The sequence below is a fragment of the Streptococcus sp. 4155 genome, assembly GCF_013276695.1.
Classification (GTDB): domain Bacteria; phylum Bacillota; class Bacilli; order Lactobacillales; family Streptococcaceae; genus Streptococcus; species Streptococcus pseudopneumoniae.
The window spans coordinates 1-16,244 of the sequence record NZ_VMLM01000018.1 but is presented as its reverse complement, the minus strand read 5'-3'; the positions used below and the strand labels follow the sequence as shown (position 1 = coordinate 16,244).

The 16,244-nt window shown below is 41.9% G+C and carries 19 protein-coding genes and 1 pseudogene; 4 read left to right on the top strand and 16 right to left on the bottom strand.

The features are described 5' to 3' along the window. Positions 1 to 33: 33 nt before the first annotated feature. The 10 genes from HT715_RS02500 to tsaB all read right to left on the bottom strand — a co-directional run bounded on the left by HT715_RS02500 (position 34) and on the right by tsaB (position 7,829). Positions 34 to 864, bottom strand: a complete 831-nt coding sequence (locus HT715_RS02500) for an amino acid ABC transporter substrate-binding protein (RefSeq protein WP_000724930.1) — start codon at positions 862 to 864, stop codon at positions 34 to 36. 195 nt (positions 865 to 1,059) lie between these two features. Beyond that, the gene (locus HT715_RS02495; protein WP_138702646.1) at positions 1,060 to 1,383 is read right to left on the bottom strand and encodes an AzlD domain-containing protein; all 324 of its coding nucleotides are present in this window, start codon (positions 1,381 to 1,383) and stop codon (positions 1,060 to 1,062) included. Then, a complete protein-coding gene (locus HT715_RS02490; protein ID WP_138707275.1) occupies positions 1,373 to 2,068 on the bottom strand; it encodes an AzlC family ABC transporter permease in 696 nt (231 codons plus the stop codon). The genes HT715_RS02495 and HT715_RS02490 overlap by 11 nt, the downstream gene beginning before the upstream one ends. 158 nt (positions 2,069 to 2,226) lie before the next feature. After that, positions 2,227 to 3,453: an MFS transporter gene (locus HT715_RS02485; protein ID WP_171043151.1), complete on the bottom strand. Its 1,227-nt coding sequence runs from the start codon at positions 3,451 to 3,453 to the stop codon at positions 2,227 to 2,229. 71 nt (positions 3,454 to 3,524) lie between these two features. Then, positions 3,525 to 4,190 carry a CPBP family intramembrane glutamic endopeptidase gene (locus HT715_RS02480; RefSeq protein WP_138707273.1) on the bottom strand — a complete coding sequence of 222 codons (666 nt, stop codon included), beginning with the start codon at positions 4,188 to 4,190 and terminating at the stop codon, positions 3,525 to 3,527. 66 nt (positions 4,191 to 4,256) lie between these two features. Continuing rightward, positions 4,257 to 4,454, bottom strand: coding sequence for a peptide pheromone VP1 (locus HT715_RS02475; protein WP_000933471.1), 198 nt, complete (start codon positions 4,452 to 4,454; stop codon positions 4,257 to 4,259). Positions 4,455 to 4,743: 289 nt separating this feature from the next. Further along, complete coding sequence (locus HT715_RS02470) at positions 4,744 to 5,607, bottom strand: XRE/MutR family transcriptional regulator (RefSeq protein ID WP_138707272.1); 864 nt, start codon at positions 5,605 to 5,607, stop codon at positions 4,744 to 4,746. A gap of 104 nt (positions 5,608 to 5,711) precedes the next feature. Next, a complete protein-coding gene (gene tsaD, locus HT715_RS02465) occupies positions 5,712 to 6,722 on the bottom strand; it encodes a tRNA (adenosine(37)-N6)-threonylcarbamoyltransferase complex transferase subunit TsaD (RefSeq protein ID WP_000655057.1) in 1,011 nt (336 codons plus the stop codon). After that, positions 6,712 to 7,149, bottom strand: a complete 438-nt coding sequence (gene rimI / locus HT715_RS02460; RefSeq protein WP_138701330.1) for a ribosomal protein S18-alanine N-acetyltransferase — start codon at positions 7,147 to 7,149, stop codon at positions 6,712 to 6,714. The genes tsaD and rimI overlap by 11 nt, the downstream gene beginning before the upstream one ends. After that, positions 7,146 to 7,829, bottom strand: a complete 684-nt coding sequence (gene tsaB / locus HT715_RS02455) for a tRNA (adenosine(37)-N6)-threonylcarbamoyltransferase complex dimerization subunit type 1 TsaB (RefSeq protein ID WP_138701829.1) — start codon at positions 7,827 to 7,829, stop codon at positions 7,146 to 7,148. Before tsaB ends, rimI begins: the two co-directional genes overlap by 4 nt. 176 nt (positions 7,830 to 8,005) lie before the next feature. Here tsaB and cibA point away from each other — a divergent pair, with 176 nt between their 5' ends. Together cibA and cibB are read left to right on the top strand one after the other, a co-directional pair. Continuing rightward, positions 8,006 to 8,191, top strand: a complete 186-nt coding sequence (cibA, locus tag HT715_RS02450) for a fratricide two-peptide bacteriocin subunit CibA (RefSeq protein WP_000180841.1) — start codon at positions 8,006 to 8,008, stop codon at positions 8,189 to 8,191. 1 nt (position 8,192) lies between these two features. Next, the gene (gene cibB, locus HT715_RS02445; protein WP_000974046.1) at positions 8,193 to 8,345 is read left to right on the top strand and encodes a fratricide two-peptide bacteriocin subunit CibB; all 153 of its coding nucleotides are present in this window, start codon (positions 8,193 to 8,195) and stop codon (positions 8,343 to 8,345) included. Between the two features lie 321 nt (positions 8,346 to 8,666). Here the strand turns inward: cibB and HT715_RS02440 are convergent, their stop codons facing one another. The 3 genes and pseudogenes from HT715_RS02440 to HT715_RS02430 form a co-directional block, all read right to left on the bottom strand. Beyond that, complete coding sequence (locus HT715_RS02440) at positions 8,667 to 8,882, bottom strand: hypothetical protein (RefSeq protein ID WP_000282480.1); 216 nt, start codon at positions 8,880 to 8,882, stop codon at positions 8,667 to 8,669. 374 nt (positions 8,883 to 9,256) lie between these two features. Continuing rightward, positions 9,257 to 9,350: pseudogene (locus HT715_RS12375) on the bottom strand (phospholipase); the annotation flags it as partial. Positions 9,351 to 9,433: 83 nt separating this feature from the next. Next, a complete protein-coding gene (locus HT715_RS02430) occupies positions 9,434 to 9,667 on the bottom strand; it encodes a hypothetical protein (RefSeq protein WP_001200005.1) in 234 nt (77 codons plus the stop codon). Between the two features lie 184 nt (positions 9,668 to 9,851). Here HT715_RS02430 and HT715_RS02425 point away from each other — a divergent pair, with 184 nt between their 5' ends. Together HT715_RS02425 and HT715_RS02420 are read left to right on the top strand one after the other, a co-directional pair. Then, the gene (locus HT715_RS02425; RefSeq protein ID WP_000639571.1) at positions 9,852 to 10,085 is read left to right on the top strand and encodes a DNA-dependent RNA polymerase subunit epsilon; all 234 of its coding nucleotides are present in this window, start codon (positions 9,852 to 9,854) and stop codon (positions 10,083 to 10,085) included. A gap of 1 nt (position 10,086) precedes the next feature. Beyond that, positions 10,087 to 11,766, top strand: coding sequence for a ribonuclease J (locus HT715_RS02420; protein WP_000331962.1), 1,680 nt, complete (start codon positions 10,087 to 10,089; stop codon positions 11,764 to 11,766). A gap of 329 nt (positions 11,767 to 12,095) precedes the next feature. On the opposite strand, the gene mnmG is transcribed toward HT715_RS02420, so the two are convergent. The 3 genes from mnmG to mnmA form a co-directional block, all read right to left on the bottom strand. Continuing rightward, on the bottom strand, positions 12,096 to 14,009 hold the full coding sequence (gene mnmG / locus HT715_RS02415; protein ID WP_000220961.1) for a tRNA uridine-5-carboxymethylaminomethyl(34) synthesis enzyme MnmG: 1,914 nt from the start codon (positions 14,007 to 14,009) through the stop codon (positions 12,096 to 12,098). Between the two features lie 9 nt (positions 14,010 to 14,018). Beyond that, positions 14,019 to 14,474, bottom strand: coding sequence for an NUDIX hydrolase (locus tag HT715_RS02410; protein ID WP_000193612.1), 456 nt, complete (start codon positions 14,472 to 14,474; stop codon positions 14,019 to 14,021). A 140-nt stretch (positions 14,475 to 14,614) separates the two neighbouring features. After that, positions 14,615 to 15,736, bottom strand: a complete 1,122-nt coding sequence (gene mnmA, locus HT715_RS02405) for a tRNA 2-thiouridine(34) synthase MnmA (protein ID WP_001282951.1) — start codon at positions 15,734 to 15,736, stop codon at positions 14,615 to 14,617. Positions 15,737 to 16,244 lie beyond the last annotated feature (508 nt).

The following is a 16,244-nucleotide window of genomic DNA, read 5'->3' as shown; positions in this document are numbered from 1 at the left end:
CCCATCTTACTCAGAATGGATGATTTCAAGAAATTATTTAATATCAGCTTCTGCTGGTAGATAAGTGTCTCCGAAGAATTGTTTAGACAATTTTTCAAGCGTTCCGTCTTTGTAGAGTTCTTTAATGCGTTTGTCTACAAATGATTTCAACTCATCTTGACCTTGAGCAAGAAGCGGGTAAACGTACGGTTGTTGGTCGCTTGGAAGTTCAATGACTTTCAAGTTATCCAAACCTTGGTTCTTGATCACTGTTTCAACACCGATTTTATCAAAAATCTTATAGTCAAATTGGCCATCGCTCAAACGTACCATGATTTGTTGGAAGTCTGCCTTAGTATAGTTAAGGATAGTTGGGTTGTCCGGGTGTTCAGCGTTGTATGCTTCTAACTGCTTAGCTGAGGTAGTGGCTTGAACGACTTCCGTCGATTTTCCACCGATATCAGCGAGAGACTTGATACTAGAGTCATCTTTCTTCACTACAAGGACATTAGGGTTTTGGGCAATTGGTGCGGCATAAAGGTATTTTTCCGCACGTTCTTTAGTGTAGCTAAGATTGTTGACAGCCATATTGTAACGGTCAGCGTCAAGACCAGCAAATACACCTGACCATTCTGTCTTTTCAAATTTGACATCATACTTGTCAGAGTCTTTAAAGATAGCGCGAACGACTTCAATCTCGTAACCAGTCAATTCGCCATTTTCTTCATAGATAAATGGTTTTGGCGAGCCATTGGTTGCAACGATGATTTCTTTCTTGCTAGCTGCTTCTCCCTCTTTCTTAGCACCACCTGAGCAAGCCGCAAGCACACCTGCAGCAACAAGAGCAAGGGCTGCAAGAGATGAGTATTTAACGATTTTTTTCATGTCATTTCCTCCAAAATAGAATACCTTATAATCTTAACAGAAAAAGACTATTTACGCCATTATATGATATCTATATCTATGATAGGTTTTCTTTATGGCTGATTTATACTCAGTGAAAATCAAAGAGCAAACNNCAGTTACATATACCTACGGAAAGGCAAAGCTGACGTGGTTTGAAGAGATTTTCGAAGAGTATTAAAAGACCAAACGCAAGACTGCAATTAAGACCACTCCAAAGAGAACTGTTCCGACTAGATTGCGGTAGCGAAAGGCTACCCAAGCTGTTGGAAAGATGGCTAAGAAGTCCAGCCATTTGATTTGAGGAAGACTCCCAACATTACCTGTCACTACGCTTGAAAGAATCAAGGCAAAGATAATAGAGACGGGCAAGAACTTCAAAAAACGCTCAACGATAGCAGGCAGGCCCTTATACTTGACCAAGATGAAGGGAATCATACGGGGAATCCAGGTCACAAGACCAGAGAAAACAACTGCTAATAAAAGATACTTACTGACCATCTAAAACCACCCCCATTGTACAACCAAGTAGCGTCGCAAACAGAACAGCTAGTGACTGAGACACCACTGTCAAGAGCAAAAAGAAGGACACCGCAACAACTGCTAGAATAATAAGCAGATTGCGGACAGGAATCCGTCTTTGCATAATCTGGAATTGCGAAGCAAAAATGCCGATGAACATCCCAACCAAAGCAAAATCTAAACCAAAGATTTCTGGATTTGGCAGCAGACCACCCAGAGCCGTTCCGACAACTGTTCCCACAAACCAAGCCACATAGCTGTTGAGGTTGTTTCCGTGCATCCACATAGGATTGACCTTGTCTGTATGGGCTAATTCGCCCATCAAAACGCCATAGGTCTCATCTGTCAAGATACTAGACATACCGATATTGTGCCAAAGACTGGTATGACGGAAATAAGTCGACGCATGCAAACTCAACAAAAAGAGACGCAAATTGATTAGAAAATCCGTCATAGCAATAGCTGCCACAGGAGCTTGAACCGCAATCAGTGCCAACATGGCAAACTGGGCACTCCCAGCATAAACAAAGAGGCTCATCAAGCCCATCTCTACAGGTGTCACATAGGGCGCACCGATAATCCCACAGGCAAGGCCAATACTGACATAACCAAGGGTCGTTGGCATAGCTGCCTGCGATCCCTCCCAAAATCCTTTTTCTTTCATCTTTCTCCTCATATTGTCTTAATAGGTGGGCTGAAAAGACTCCAGCCACAGCATGGACTATTATAACACATTCAGGAAAGAGAAAAAAGTCTGTTGATTTTGACCATCATAAAAAGACTGGCAATCCAGTCTCAAATATATATTATAGAAATTCTCCGCTAAATACTTTCACGAATATTCAGAAGCATGACAAAGGCAACTAGAAGAAATAGCAATAAAACAAAGCTAACTGCCAGAGTTCCAAAGCTAGTAGCAATGGTTACCAAAGCTATTGTAAATAAGCTAGGTAAAACAACCGTAATGGCACCGATAGAAGATTGAACTGCTCCCATTGACTCCTCAGGTATTTGTTTAAAGACGAGTTCTTGCAATCTAGGAGAGAGAACACCTGCGAAAAAGGCATCCACGGCACTAAAGATGAGAATCCAGTCAAAACGAACTGTAGCAAATCCTACTAGAAGAAGCAACTGGATGACAAGTGAGGCATAGAGAGCTGTTTTGATAGAAATCATATTTTTCAGATAGCCACTTACAAGACTTCCGACAATCAGGGCTGACAGTTCAAAAGTGGATAGCAAGGCAAGAGATTGACCTGTTTGTAAATTCAAAAAGGGTTGATTCCTCAAAAACAGAGTAGAAACAGGAACTGTAACATTTATCACTGCCTGACTAATAGAAATAATAAACAAAACCAAGAGCACCTTATTCATATTCCATATCAATTTCGATGACTGGAGCAAATGCTGGCAAAAGGATTTTACAGAGAGTCCTTCTTGATAGCTAATCGTTTTTTCTACTTTCAAGAGGTCAGTTTTTATGAAAAGGATACCTAAAAATGCGATTAAAAATGTAAGATCGTTCAGTAAGGAAATAAACTGGATAGATAGAATACCTAGTAAGACTCCTCCTAGAATATTACTGATTGTTTTCACCAAACTGACAGTTGACTGTTTAAATCCAATAGCTTCTGCCAGATGGTCTTGCCCAATAATTCTAATGAAAATCGGAGTGAGCATGGCGCCTGAAAAATAACTCAATGTGTCAGACAAGAGGTTAATCAGACAAATAAATGCTACTAATACTAAAGAAAAGGACTGCCCTGAAAGTGATAAAGAAACGATAGAGTAAAGCAAAAATTTTGCAAAACTAATGACTGTGTATTTTAGGACACGATGATGTTGAAAATCCGCCAAAACTCCCAGAAAGATTTGTAGAACTTGGGGAAGAGTTTCTGAAATCGTGATAAGTAAAATCGCCAGAGGGGCAAAAGACGCATCTGCCACATAATTCAAAAAGGCCAGATAAAAAATCGTATCCCCAAGCGTTGAAATCCACTGGTTGACAGTTAATTGCCTAAAATCTCTATTTTGAAGAAATACTTTCATCACAACTCCTTCTTAAATTCAAATGGGAAGCTTTCCCCAAGGATAGACCGCGATACTACTAACAACCAAAATTACAGTAACATCAAAAGCTGACCAATGCCATTGTAGACTATATGCAGCCCAATAGGCCAATAAATGGACTTGGTTACTCTAAACAAGACTGCAAATATGAGACCGCCACCCATATAAAAGACAAAGTCTGTCAAGACCCAACCGTGATTACTAATGTGCGAGACCCCAAATAAAACAGCGGAACCAAGTACATCTAGCCCCCATTGCTTTCCTTTTTCCAGAGCAGTCATCACTAATCCACGATAAATCATGTCTTCAAAAATGGGACCTGCAATCACAGGATAAAAAAAATACATCAAAAATGCCGTAGCTCCTGTAAAAGTAGGAGCAGCATGTTGATAAGAAATTTCATTTCGAGTAGGTGGGAAAAGAAAAAAGGTGACAAAATTCCAAGCAACAAAAGCAAGCAGAGCTAGGAAGGAATAGAAAAGATAGGATCCTTTAAACTTTCTACTGTTGATTTTCTGCCATTTCCCCGACCAAATCATAGCAATAAGAGCAAATAAAACCACAAGAAAATTCAACATCATATCCGACAGATAATATCCAAAGTCAGATAGCCCAGTAACAAGGTCGCTGCGTAAAACTAGAACACTGAACTTCTGGTCAGCAATAACTAGTAGAAAAGCTATAATAAAGTAGCGGCGTGAGATTATCTTTTTCATTCTATTTTCTCCTATACTATGAAATAAAGACAGCCCCTACCCAAGAAAAGGCAAGGGCTTTGGATATTAATAATGGCGACGATTAACAGTGGAAGAATCATGGTTAAAATATTTCTCCCAGAAATTAGTGATTGACCAAGACGTTCCTAAACCTCCCCAACTACCACCTGGGATAACGGCATTATACCCAAGTTCCCCTCCATAAACTGTCTCCAACTCAGCTTCTGTCAATTCCATTGTTTCTGCAAATTGTAAATTTAACATCTTTTACACTCCTTCAATTATCTTCATTTGTAAACCACTTCTGCGACCTAGGATTTGCTTCAAATGTTTTACAAGGACAGTATAACACGGAAATTGGCTTATTTTAGAAAATCGCATATTTGATATTTTTTCTTATAGAAATTTCAGATTTGCGATTTTGGTGAATTTGATTACTTCTCTGGTATAATAAAGTTATTACTAACAAGGAGGGATATAATGATGAAGAAAAGAAAAATACAACTGATACTCCTGCTTATTTCGGAGTGGGTTATTGTCATCCCGTTTTTAACTAATCGATAAGCTCTTTGTATTGCTGCAAACGCAATTCAAAAAGGGCTGTCAATTGTGGATTTTCTAATACTTGCAGAGATTGGATAAAATTTTCAATCTCTTTTTGGTTGCTTCCCTTGGTTTGAAGAAAAATACTCATTTTCTTTAAAAATTGCCACGATACTTTCTCAAAAACATCGTACGGACGCAACATGCTCTCCAACTCGGCTTCGAAGATTGGGATGTATGAGAAAAGTTTTCGCTCCATGAGCTCTGATATAATATTCAGAAAGCCACTTTTCATATACAGTCTATTATGTACCAACTCTTTAAATTCTTTGGATTTTTCGAGTAAGGAGGTTGATAAAAAGATCAGATTTTGATTGCTCAAGAAGGGCATAGTATTGCAAAAGAGATAGAGTTCAAACCAGGTCCAAGACTCGATAGCATAGAGATAGGTGGTCAAAAACTCGCTATCCTCCTCTGCTAGTGGGTAGCTTTTATCTAGTGAGTGGATGGCATCTTTGATTACAATAGCATTCAAACGACGATAGGTCTCTGCCATCTGTTCTTGCTTGATTTTCTCCAATAGTTGCTCTAAGCCAGCGATATCTTGGTGGGCAAAGCGATCCACAACCTTTCGACCGATTCGCATATGTGGAGATTCTTGATAGTTGTTGAGCTTGTGCCCAAACTCATCAAAGGTCACATTTATACCTTGGATGGCTAGGATCAACTTATCTGCAGACAGCATAGACTGTCCTAGTTCAAACTTGGATAGCTGAGAAGCTGTTAGTCCAGCACAAGCCACATCTGACTGCTTGAGCTTTCTAGCCAGGCGCAGTTCCTTGTAAAATTCCCCCAATTCCATTTTTTCAATCATCCTACCACCTCCTAGCTTTTGCATATTATATCATTATTTGTGTTCATTTGTCAAAATATTCTGATAGTTAGAAAAAATAAAAAAGCCAGCCTTAAGCTGACTCTTTATTCTATGGTATCAAAAGCGAGGCTTGGTTTGGCATTGAGGTCCAAGTTTGCAAAGTTTTCTTTGTTCCACTCGCTGACACTGGCATAGGCAATCATACCTGCATTGTCTCCGCAGAGACGCAGAGGTGGAATGATGACATTGACATCTGTGATTTCAGTTGCTAGGCGTTCTCTGAGACCTTTATTGGCTGCCACGCCACCTGCCACGACAAGGGTTTTAACAGGGTATTTCTCCAAAGCCTTCTTGGTTTTAGCCATGAGAATATCCAGTACAGCTGCTTGGAAGGAAGCACACAAATCCTCTGTAGACAGACTTTCTCCCTTTTGCTCAGCATTGTGGTGAAGATTGATAAAGGCAGATTTCAAACCTGAGAATGAAAACTCCAGATTATCCTCCTTAATCATGGCACGAGGGAAATCATAAATATCCTGCCCCTGATGAGACAACTCGTCAATCTCACGACCTGCAGGATAGGTCAAGCCCATGACGCGGCCGACCTTATCATATGCCTCACCAACCGCGTCATCTCGCGTTTCCCCAACAATCTTATAATCTCCTGCCTCAGAAACATAAACTAACTCTGTGTGTCCACCGCTAACCAAAAGAGCTAGCAAGGGAAACTCCAAAGGCTCCACACTCTGAGCGGCCATGAGGTGACCAGCCATATGGTTAACAGGAATCAGCGGAAGTCCATGAGCCCAAGCAAAGGCCTTAGCAGCTGACAAGCCAACTAGCAAGGCTCCGACCAAGCCTGGTCCATAGGTAACCGCAACAGCTGTCACATCCTCTTCCGTAATCCCTGCTTCTGCTAGCGCCTCCTCGATACAGGCTGTAATGACCTCGACATGGTGACGACTGGCTACTTCAGGCACTACGCCCCCAAAACGTTTGTGACTCTCAATTTGACTAGCAATGACATTGGACAAGAGCTCATCGTCGTTTTTCAGGACGGCGACACTGGTCTCATCACAGGATGTCTCAAATGCTAAAATATATCTATCCTTCATCTATTTCTCTCTTCATGATAATGGCGTCCTCGACTGGGTCATGGTAGTAGGCCTTTCGCTCAGCGATGACTGCCATCTTTTCTTTCTTGTAAAATGCTTGCGCTCGTTGATTTGACTTTCTGACTTCGAGGAAAATCTCCTTATCTGTTGGCAATTGAGCAAACAAGGTTGATGCAATTCCTTGACCTTGATAGGTTTGTTTGACAGCGATTTGCAGGACTTCTACCTCAAAAAGATTCTCCTGCACAGCTAGAAAGCCAATCACTTCTACCCCATCATAAGCAAGAGCATACCAAGTCTGATCTTGGGACAGGTCTGCTTGGATTTGTTCCAGCGTCCAAGGACTGACTGGGTAAACAGTTGCCATGACAGCGTAGATGGCTTGAGCTAGGTCAGTCTGTCTTTGGATTCGTTTGATCTCTATCATAGGAGTTTAATATAAGACTCACCAGACTCGGTATGGTTCTTGAGCCAGTTTTCCTCAGCCTCAACACGTTTGAGGTAGTTCGGCACAAAATCATGCAAGGAGTCTGCTTCCTTATCCCAAGCCCAAAGAGCAAGATTGGCTGCATTTGGCAAGGTTTCTTTGTAATTAGTCCTTGGCAAGTGTTCTTGAATCTGCTCAACAAAGGGGCCAACTTCTCCGACAAAGGTTACCTGACTAGCCCCCTTGATTAACTCAATCACTCGCTCAAAAGGCAGGTGTGCTTCTGGCATGACAGGTTTGGCATTTTCATAAAATCCTGCATAAACATTGTTGCGACGCGCATCCATCAAAGGAACGAACAAGCCTTCTTGTTGGTAGGGCACCAGAGCCAAGAGACTCGACATACCAACCAACTCGATGTTTAGAGTGTGAGCTAAGGTTTTGGCAGTTGCCACCGCAATTCGCAAGCCTGTGTAGCTACCTGGCCCTTCCGCCACCACGATTCGATCCAAATCTTTGGGCGTCCAGTCCACACTCGCCATCAAAAAATCGATGGCAGGCATAAGGGTAATACTGTGATTTTTCTTAATATTAATCGTCGTCTCGGCAAGAACCTGCTTATCCTCTAAAATAGCGAGAGAAAGAGCCTTGCTAGACGTATCAAAAGCTAATACTTTCATAACACATTCCTATCTTTTTTCTGCTTACTATTATACTACAAAAGCTGGCACATGGGAATTTTCTTTATCCCCAAACAAGAGTGCCCTCACTTAACTAAAAATAATTTAAAAAAATGTTCACTTTTCCTTTTCTTTTACGAATATAAAAGTGAACAAGAAAAAAGGAGGAAAGTTCAATGACAAATTTTGACGTTCTTGACAATCAATTTTTATCCTTATCTGAAAATGAATTATCAGATATTGATGGCGGTCTCGCTCCCTTGGTTATCTTTGGAGTAGCAGTATCTTGGAAAGCTATTGCAGGTGGAACAGCACTTATAGGTTCTGGTTTGGCAGCTGGTTATTTTTTAGGAGGAGATTAATATGATGAAAGATTTGAACAACTATTGTGAAATTTCTACTAAGGAATTGCAAGAAATAAAGGGTGGCTTTGGTGTAGGTGTTGGTATCGCTTTATTTATGGCAGGTTATACCATTGGAAAAGACCTTCGTAAAAAGTTTGGTAAGTCATGCTAGATAAAAAACACATTTTTAGAAGGATAAATTTTATTATCTTTATCTCTTATAGTTTGCTCAGCATTCTCAATGATTTAAACATGACTACTATCCCTTTACCAATTGATCTATCTGTTTGTATTGTTTTATTTTTATGCTTCAACTCTATTTTTGAGCAGAACAATGACTCCCATAAAAATAATAAGCTCTGAAAATTCCATTGTCATGTCATTTTAGAAAAATGCAAAGACCACCTCATCTTGATAGATGGGGTGGAATTTTCGTGTCATAAATTTACTATCTTTTGCCACCAAACAAAAAGCCCCAGCATAAGCGGGGCATCTAAGCATTTAATCCAAAGTAAAATACAAACCAAACGACATAGGTTACAAGGAGGAGAAAAAGCGAGTAGAGAGTCACAAAGGTAATTTTCCACAAGAACTTGGTTTGTCGTCGTTCCAGTTTGGTAAATAGAAGATTACCCGCATAAACGCAAGCAACAAAAACAATAAAAGCTACCAAGCGAGCTCCGATAGCAAAAGCAAATAAGTTATACATAGAGCAACCTCCTTAGTTTAAATTTATCTTAATAAGTAAAGTGAAATATTGCATAAGTATCCATTTTTAATATCGCAAATATATTTTTTAAAGACATAAACACATCTACAAGCGCCTATAAACAGAAACCTTAAAAGATAAGTTAAAACTTATAAGATAAGATTCTGTTCATAGACACCAATACTCATATCAACACTTTTACGTAACAACTCATATTTTACAAAAACTTGGTCTTATACGAATCTAGAAAATAGAACCACAGCTGCTCTTGCATATGCTCCTTTAGTTGTATTCCAAGCATTATTTGCTACAATAGGAGATAATCTTATTAGGAATGCGGCATTGCAACTTCTATTATCTGCTAAAAATCCCTTAAAACACTTATCATGATAGAAACAAGCCATATCTAAATCATCAATAGCTGGAATAGAATATCCATTATTTCCCATAACCACAATAATTACCATAAGAGCCTATAGGAAAAAGAGAGCGATCCATTCTAGCCAAATCAGTTGACTCTCCGTTAGTCTCTATATCCGTTACGATTTCGTTTAAAACACGCCTACCTCCAAAGCTTCATTATCTAAACCAAGCTCCTCTGCTTTATCTAATCTAACTACAGGGAAAGCATGTTCATTCAATTCGGTAACTTTATCCAATTCAGAAGTATCTATAAAGTTAAACATAATATCAATAGCACTAAACAATATAGTTTCCGAATTATTTCCTTTCCAGCTTATACTATTTCTTTCTATTATTATAGCATATACTTTTTGATATTGCAAGCGTTTACCAAAGAAATCGTCCCATGACTTTCTCGTTTCCGTCTTTTACTAATTTTTCATTTTGTGGTATAATTGAAATAATTGTAACGAATCAAGGTCAATCTAGACACAAAATGGAATGAAATCAAGCAAATCTATGCTAAAAGTTTGGAATAAGCTGACCTGTAAAATAGAAAGGAACTATATGATTTACAAAGTTTTTTATCAAGAAACAAAAGAACGTAGCCCACGTCGTGAAACAACACGCGCACTATACCTAGACATCGATGCCAACTCAGAACTTGAGGGCCGTATCGCTGCTCGCCAACTTGTCGAAGAAAATCGCCCAGAGTACAATATCGAGTATATCGAACTCTTGTCTGACAAATTGCTAGATTACGAAAAAGAAACTGGCGCCTTCGAAATTACGGAGTTCTAATATGGCCTACACTCTTAAACCTGAAGAAGTCGGCGTTTTTGCCATCGGTGGTCTGGGAGAAATCGGGAAAAATACATACGGAATTGAATACCAAGATGAGATTATCATCGTCGATGCTGGGATTAAATTCCCAGAAGATGACTTGCTGGGTATCGACTATGTCATTCCTGACTACTCATACATCGTGGACAATATCGACCGCGTCAAGGCTGTTTTAATCACACACGGACACGAGGACCACATTGGTGGGATTCCGTTCCTGCTCAAGCAAGCAAATGTCCCTATCTATGCTGGACCACTTGCCTTGGCTTTGATCCGTGGGAAACTCGAAGAACACGGCCTCTTGCGCAACGCCAAACTTTACGAAATAAACCACAACACTGAGTTGACCTTTAAAAATCTCAAGGCAACTTTCTTTAGAACGACTCACTCTATTCCAGAGCCTTTGGGAATTGTCATTCATACTCCGCAAGGAAAAATCATCTGTACGGGCGACTTCAAGTTCGACTTTACTCCAGTTGGAGAACCTGCAGACTTGCATCGTATGGCTGCCCTTGGTGAAGAAGGCGTGCTTTGTCTTCTGTCTGACTCAACAAATGCAGAAGTGCCAACCTTTACCAACTCTGAAAAAGTCGTTGGTCAGTCCATCATGAAGATTATCCAAGGCATTGAAGGACGTATCATCTTTGCATCCTTTGCCTCAAATATCTTCCGTCTCCAGCAAGCAACTGAAGCTGCTGTTAAGACTGGACGTAAGATTGCGGTCTTTGGTCGTTCTATGGAAAAGGCCATTGTCAACGGAATCGACCTTGGCTACATCAAAGCTCCTAAGGGAACCTTTATCGAGCCAAATGAAATCAAAGACTACCCTGCTGGCGAGGTTCTGATCCTCTGTACAGGTAGTCAGGGCGAGCCTATGGCAGCCCTCTCTCGTATCGCCAACGGAACCCACCGTCAGGTACAACTCCAACCCGGTGATACCGTTATCTTCTCTTCAAGCCCAATCCCTGGAAATACGACTAGCGTCAACAAGCTGATTAACATCATTTCTGAAGCTGGTGTCGAAGTTATCCACGGTAAAGTGAACAATATCCATACATCTGGACACGGTGGCCAGCAAGAGCAAAAACTCATGCTCCGCTTGATTAAGCCAAAATACTTCATGCCTGTCCACGGTGAATACCGCATGCAAAAAGTCCATGCTGGACTAGCAGTGGATACTGGTGTTGAGAAGGACAATATCTTTATCATGAGTAATGGTGATGTGCTTGCCCTTACTGCTGACTCAGCTCGTATTGCAGGTCATTTCAACGCCCAAGACATCTATGTCGATGGAAATCGTATCGGTGAAATCGGCGCAGCTGTCCTCAAAGACCGTCGTGATCTATCTGAAGACGGTGTCGTTTTAGCAGTCGCAACTGTTGACTTCAAGTCGCAGATGATTCTATCTGGTCCAGACATCCTCAGCCGAGGCTTTGTCTACATGAGAGAGTCTGGCGACCTGATTCGCCAAAGCCAGCGTATCCTCTTCAATGCCATTCGTATCGCACTGAAAAACAAGGATGCTAGCGTGCAATCTGTCAATGGTGCCATTGTCAACGCTATTCGCCCCTTCCTCTATGAAAATACCGAACGTGAACCGATTATCATCCCGATGATCCTCACACCAGATGAAGAATAATACTCTTCGAAAATCTCTTCAAACCACGTCAGCTTCGCCTTGCCGTATATATGGTTACTGACTTCGNNCAAAGCAGTGCTTTGAGCAACCTACGGCTAGCTTCCTAGTTTGCTCTTTGATTTTCATTGAGTACAAGTCAACAAAACAGCCCCGTCTTCGGAGCTGTTTTTCTCTATGCTTTCTTTTGAGATTAAAACTCAATGAAAATCAGACCAGAAGGCTAGGAAAATGCATAACTTGAGTTAGCTCCCATAGTTCGGGGAACTATGGGAGGTTGGAGATGAATCAAAGCCAAGCTTTGAACTCATTCGTAAGAAGCCGACGACGTATCATTTTGATTTTTGAAGAGTTTTAGAAATACTACGATTTTTACCTTCCAGATACACCATCAAAATAGAAATATCTGCTGGGTTTACTCCCGAAATACGGCTGGCTTGACCGATGGTTTCTGGATTGATGAGTTTGAACTTCTGACGAGCTTCGGTTGCGATAGAATCAATGTCATCCCAATCAATATTGGCTGGAATGCGTTTTTCTTCCATACGTTTCATCTTAGCAACCTGGTCCATGGCTTTGGAAATATAGCCTTCGTACTTGATTTCTGTTTCAATCAATTCGATAATCTTGTCATCCAAGTCCTCTGCAGCTGGTCCGATGAAGGCCACCACATCTTGGTAAGAAACTTCTGGACGGCGAAGGAACTCCTTGGCTGTCACTGCATCTGTCAACGGCTTGAAGCCCATCTCCTCAACCTTGGCATTGGTTTCCTTGACTGGCTTGAGTTTGATGCTGTCTAGGCGTTTCATCTCATTTTCAAATTGATTTTTCTTGATTTCAAAGCGAGTCCAGCGTTCATCATCCACAAGACCAATCTCACGGCCCATCTCAGTCAAACGCATATCAGCATTGTCATGGCGGAGAATGAGGCGGTATTCAGCACGACTGGTCAAAAGGCGATAAGGCTCAATCGTTCCCTTGGTCACCAAGTCATCAATCATCACCCCGATATAACCGTCACTGCGCTTCAAAATCAACTCAGGTTTACCTTGGATTTTCAGAGCCGCATTGATCCCAGCGATAATCCCTTGGCCTGCTGCCTCTTCATAACCTGACGTTCCATTAGTCTGACCAGCAGTGAAAAGTCCGGAGATTTTCTTGGTTTCCAGAGTCGCACGCAACTGGTGTGGCAAGACCATATCGTACTCGATGGCATAACCTGTTCGCATCATCTCTGCATTTTCCAAACCTTTGATAGAATGAACCAGCTCACGTTGCACATCTTCAGGTAAACTGGTTGAGAGGCCTTGGACATAGACTTCCTCTGTATTGCGCCCTTCTGGCTCTAGGAAAAGTTGGTGGCGTTCCTTGTCTGCAAAGCGCACAATCTTGTCCTCAATCGACGGACAGTAACGAGGGCCCACTCCCTTGACCACACCTGTAAACATAGGCGCACGGTGGAGGTTGTTTTGGATAATCTCATGACTGGTACCATTGGTATAGGTCAACCAGCATGGCACTTGATCCTTGACATAGTCCTCATCACGTGAAGTATATGAGAAGTGATTTGGCGCTTCGTCTCCTGGCTGAATCTCTGTCACATCATAATTGATAGAAGAAGCCTTGACACGTGGAGGCGTCCCTGTCTTGAAACGACCAATTTCGAGTCCCAGTTCCTTGAGATTATCAGCAAGGTTAATAGAAGCTAGGCTGTGGTTAGGGCCTGATGAGTACTTGAGATCTCCGATGATAATTTCCCCACGAAGGGCCGTCCCTGTCGTCACGATAACAGCCTTAGCAGCATATTCTTGATGGGTAGCTGTACGCACACCGACAACCTTGCCGTCTTCCACTAAAATCTCATCAATCATGGTTTGACGAAGGGTCAGATTTTCTTGATTTTCAACCGTCTTGCGCATTTCCTTAGAGTAAAGTTCCTTATCAGCCTGCGCACGAAGGGCACGGACGGCTGGCCCCTTCCCTGTGTTAAGCATCTTCATCTGGATGTAAGTCTTGTCAATGGTTTTGGCCATCTCGCCACCGAGGGCATCGACTTCACGCACGACAATCCCCTTGGCAGAACCACCGATAGAGGGATTACAAGGCATGAAAGCCAGCATTTCAATATTGATGGTCGCAAGCAGGACCTTACAGCCCATACGGCTAGCGGCCAAGGAAGCCTCAACCCCAGCGTGTCCCGCACCAATTACAATAATATCGTATTCTTCAGTAAAATGATAAGTCATGTTTCTCTCCTATTCCTCAAGATGAATGTGTCTTAGTTGGCCTTCCCAATCTGGTAGGGCTGTTTTTAAAAAGGCTGGAACTAGCTGGATATTCTGGAGCTTATCCAAGTCAATCCACTCACAGGGCTGCCTTTTCTCATCTTCCTGCATGGTCAACGGGGCATCTTCAAGCAAATCCACCAGATAATGAAACTCGATATTGTGATAGGAAACGCCGTCCACTTCAAAACGATTTTCAACCACAAAAGCTAGCTGCCCAGCTTGAGATTTAACACCCAGTTCTTCCTTCACTTCACGGACTACCGCGTCTTCCGTTTTTTCGTTAACTTGAATCGCACCGCCGATAATGTAATACTTGCCCTTGTCTTTGGTGACTAGAAGCTTGCGATTTTGAAGAATCAAAGCTGTCGCCCGAACACCAAAAACCGTATTGTCTACTTTTGTCCGAAAGTCTTGTTGAGTCATTCTTGTCCTTTCCCTTAAACGACACAAAAACAGTCAAAACTACAAAGAAGTGCAGGACAAAAAAGCCTGCAACATCCATGAGCTTTGACCATCATTTCTATTGCTGTTATTATTGTAGCAAATTGAGAAAATTTGTCAATCTAAATGTACTGACAAACTTGTCCATCGCGGTAAGCATTGTCAATCAAACCACCACCTAGACACTCTTCGCCATCGTAAAAGACAACTGCCTGTCCTGGTGTAATCGCGCGTTGTGGTTCCGCAAAGATGACCTCTGCCTTGTCTCCTTTGACATGGACGGTCACCTTAGAGTCAGGCTGACGGTAACGGAATTTAGCCGTACATTCTAGCGTAAACTCTTCTGGCATTTCACGAGTAAAGTGGACTTGACTGGCTTCTAGGCTAGTTGACATGAGCGAATCATGGTAGAATCCTTGTCCTACATAGAGAATATTCTTGCTTAGATCTTTTCCGACAACGAACCAAGGGGCATTGTCACCGCCGTGTTGCCCACCGATACCGAGTCCGCCACGCTGACCGATTGTATAGTACATAAGACCTGCATGCTCGCCCATATCGCGACCATCCACAGTCATCATGCGACCAGGCTGAGCTGGCAGGTAGTTGCTGAGGAAGTTTTTAAAGTTCTTTTCTCCGATAAAGCAAATCCCTGTCGAGTCTTTCTTCTTAGCAGTCGAAAGGCCTGCTTCTTCTGCTAGTTTTCGAACTTCAGGCTTTTCCAAATGTCCTAGTGGGAACATGGTTTTTTGAAGTTGTTCTTGCGAAAGTTGGCTGAGGAAATAGGTCTGGTCCTTGCCATTGTCCACGCCACGAAGCATGTGAACAGTGCCGTCCTCATCACGCGCCACTCGAGCATAATGCCCAGTCGCTACATAGTCTGCCCCCAAGGTCATGGCATAGTCCAAAAAGGCCTTGAACTTGATTTCCTTGTTGCACATAACGTCCGGATTTGGCGTGCGCCCTGCACGGTATTCCGCTAGGAAATACTCAAAAACGCGGTCCCAGTACTCTTTTTCAAAATTGACAGAGTAGTAAGGAATACCAATCTGGTCTGCCACCGCAGCCACATCCTTATAATCTTCGGTCGCCGTACAGACGCCGTTTTCATCTGTGTCATCCCAGTTCTTCATGAAGATACCGATCACATCGTAGCCCTGCTCCTTGAGCAAAAGAGCCGTCACCGACGAATCAACACCACCACTCATCCCCACAACAACACGTGTTTTAGAGTTATCACTCATGGTAAGTCTCCCATCTATTCGTTTATTTATACCCCTCAAAATTCTATTTACTATGACTTTCAATAGAATTTCTTCGAGTATAGTCTTTTCGTTTGCTTTTAGGACTAGGCAACGAGTCGCAGGCATAACTTGAGTTCGCTCAATTAGTCTGGGAGACTGATTGAGGTTATAAATCAGACAAGCTCAGCTTGAATCTCATTTCGAGTTAACGACGTAATAAAAGATAAACGAAATGACTAGTTCACGATTGAAGGTCGTGTGTGCTTTAACGATTGAAGGTCGCTTGAGCAGTATTCATTATAACATGCTTGGTTAGAGAAGACAAGGAAAGGAGCCAATCTTGACTCCTTTATTGAAGAAATTGTTTTAACCTTGTCCTTTCTTTTCTAAGCCGAAAATGAAATGGTAATCGATAAAGATGCCCATGATTGAATAGGCACATAAAATATCCTATACTTACCTTCCATTATTCCGTGATTGAATGTATTTATACTGGACTAAAATCAAA

What these genes read in the sequence shown, in the direction of transcription:
- mnmA (WP_001282951.1), bottom strand. Translation starts at nt 15,736, where the DNA reads ATGAGTGATAACTCTAAAACACGTGTTGTTGTGGGGATGAGTGGTGGT.
- HT715_RS02490 (WP_138707275.1), bottom strand. Translation starts at nt 2,068, where the DNA reads ATGAAAGAAAAAGGATTTTGGGAGGGATCGCAGGCAGCTATGCCAACG.
- rimI (WP_138701330.1), bottom strand. Translation starts at nt 7,149, where the DNA reads ATGATAGAGATCAAACGAATCCAAAGACAGACTGACCTAGCTCAAGCC.
- tsaD (WP_000655057.1), bottom strand. Translation starts at nt 6,722, where the DNA reads ATGAAGGATAGATATATTTTAGCATTTGAGACATCCTGTGATGAGACC.
- HT715_RS02440 (WP_000282480.1), bottom strand. Translation starts at nt 8,882, where the DNA reads ATGTATAACTTATTTGCTTTTGCTATCGGAGCTCGCTTGGTAGCTTTT.
- HT715_RS02495 (WP_138702646.1), bottom strand. Translation starts at nt 1,383, where the DNA reads ATGGTCAGTAAGTATCTTTTATTAGCAGTTGTTTTCTCTGGTCTTGTG.
- mnmG (WP_000220961.1), bottom strand. Translation starts at nt 14,009, where the DNA reads ATGACTTATCATTTTACTGAAGAATACGATATTATTGTAATTGGTGCG.
- HT715_RS02410 (WP_000193612.1), bottom strand. Translation starts at nt 14,474, where the DNA reads ATGACTCAACAAGACTTTCGGACAAAAGTAGACAATACGGTTTTTGGT.
- HT715_RS02470 (WP_138707272.1), bottom strand. Translation starts at nt 5,607, where the DNA reads ATGATTGAAAAAATGGAATTGGGGGAATTTTACAAGGAACTGCGCCTG.
- HT715_RS02480 (WP_138707273.1), bottom strand. Translation starts at nt 4,190, where the DNA reads ATGAAAAAGATAATCTCACGCCGCTACTTTATTATAGCTTTTCTACTA.
- cibA (WP_000180841.1), top strand. Translation starts at nt 8,006, where the DNA reads ATGACAAATTTTGACGTTCTTGACAATCAATTTTTATCCTTATCTGAA.
- HT715_RS02420 (WP_000331962.1), top strand. Translation starts at nt 10,087, where the DNA reads ATGGCCTACACTCTTAAACCTGAAGAAGTCGGCGTTTTTGCCATCGGT.
- cibB (WP_000974046.1), top strand. Translation starts at nt 8,193, where the DNA reads ATGATGAAAGATTTGAACAACTATTGTGAAATTTCTACTAAGGAATTG.
- HT715_RS02425 (WP_000639571.1), top strand. Translation starts at nt 9,852, where the DNA reads ATGATTTACAAAGTTTTTTATCAAGAAACAAAAGAACGTAGCCCACGT.
- HT715_RS02475 (WP_000933471.1), bottom strand. Translation starts at nt 4,454, where the DNA reads ATGTTAAATTTACAATTTGCAGAAACAATGGAATTGACAGAAGCTGAG.
- tsaB (WP_138701829.1), bottom strand. Translation starts at nt 7,829, where the DNA reads ATGAAAGTATTAGCTTTTGATACGTCTAGCAAGGCTCTTTCTCTCGCT.
- HT715_RS02500 (WP_000724930.1), bottom strand. Translation starts at nt 864, where the DNA reads ATGAAAAAAATCGTTAAATACTCATCTCTTGCAGCCCTTGCTCTTGTT.
- HT715_RS02485 (WP_171043151.1), bottom strand. Translation starts at nt 3,453, where the DNA reads ATGAAAGTATTTCTTCAAAATAGAGATTTTAGGCAATTAACTGTCAAC.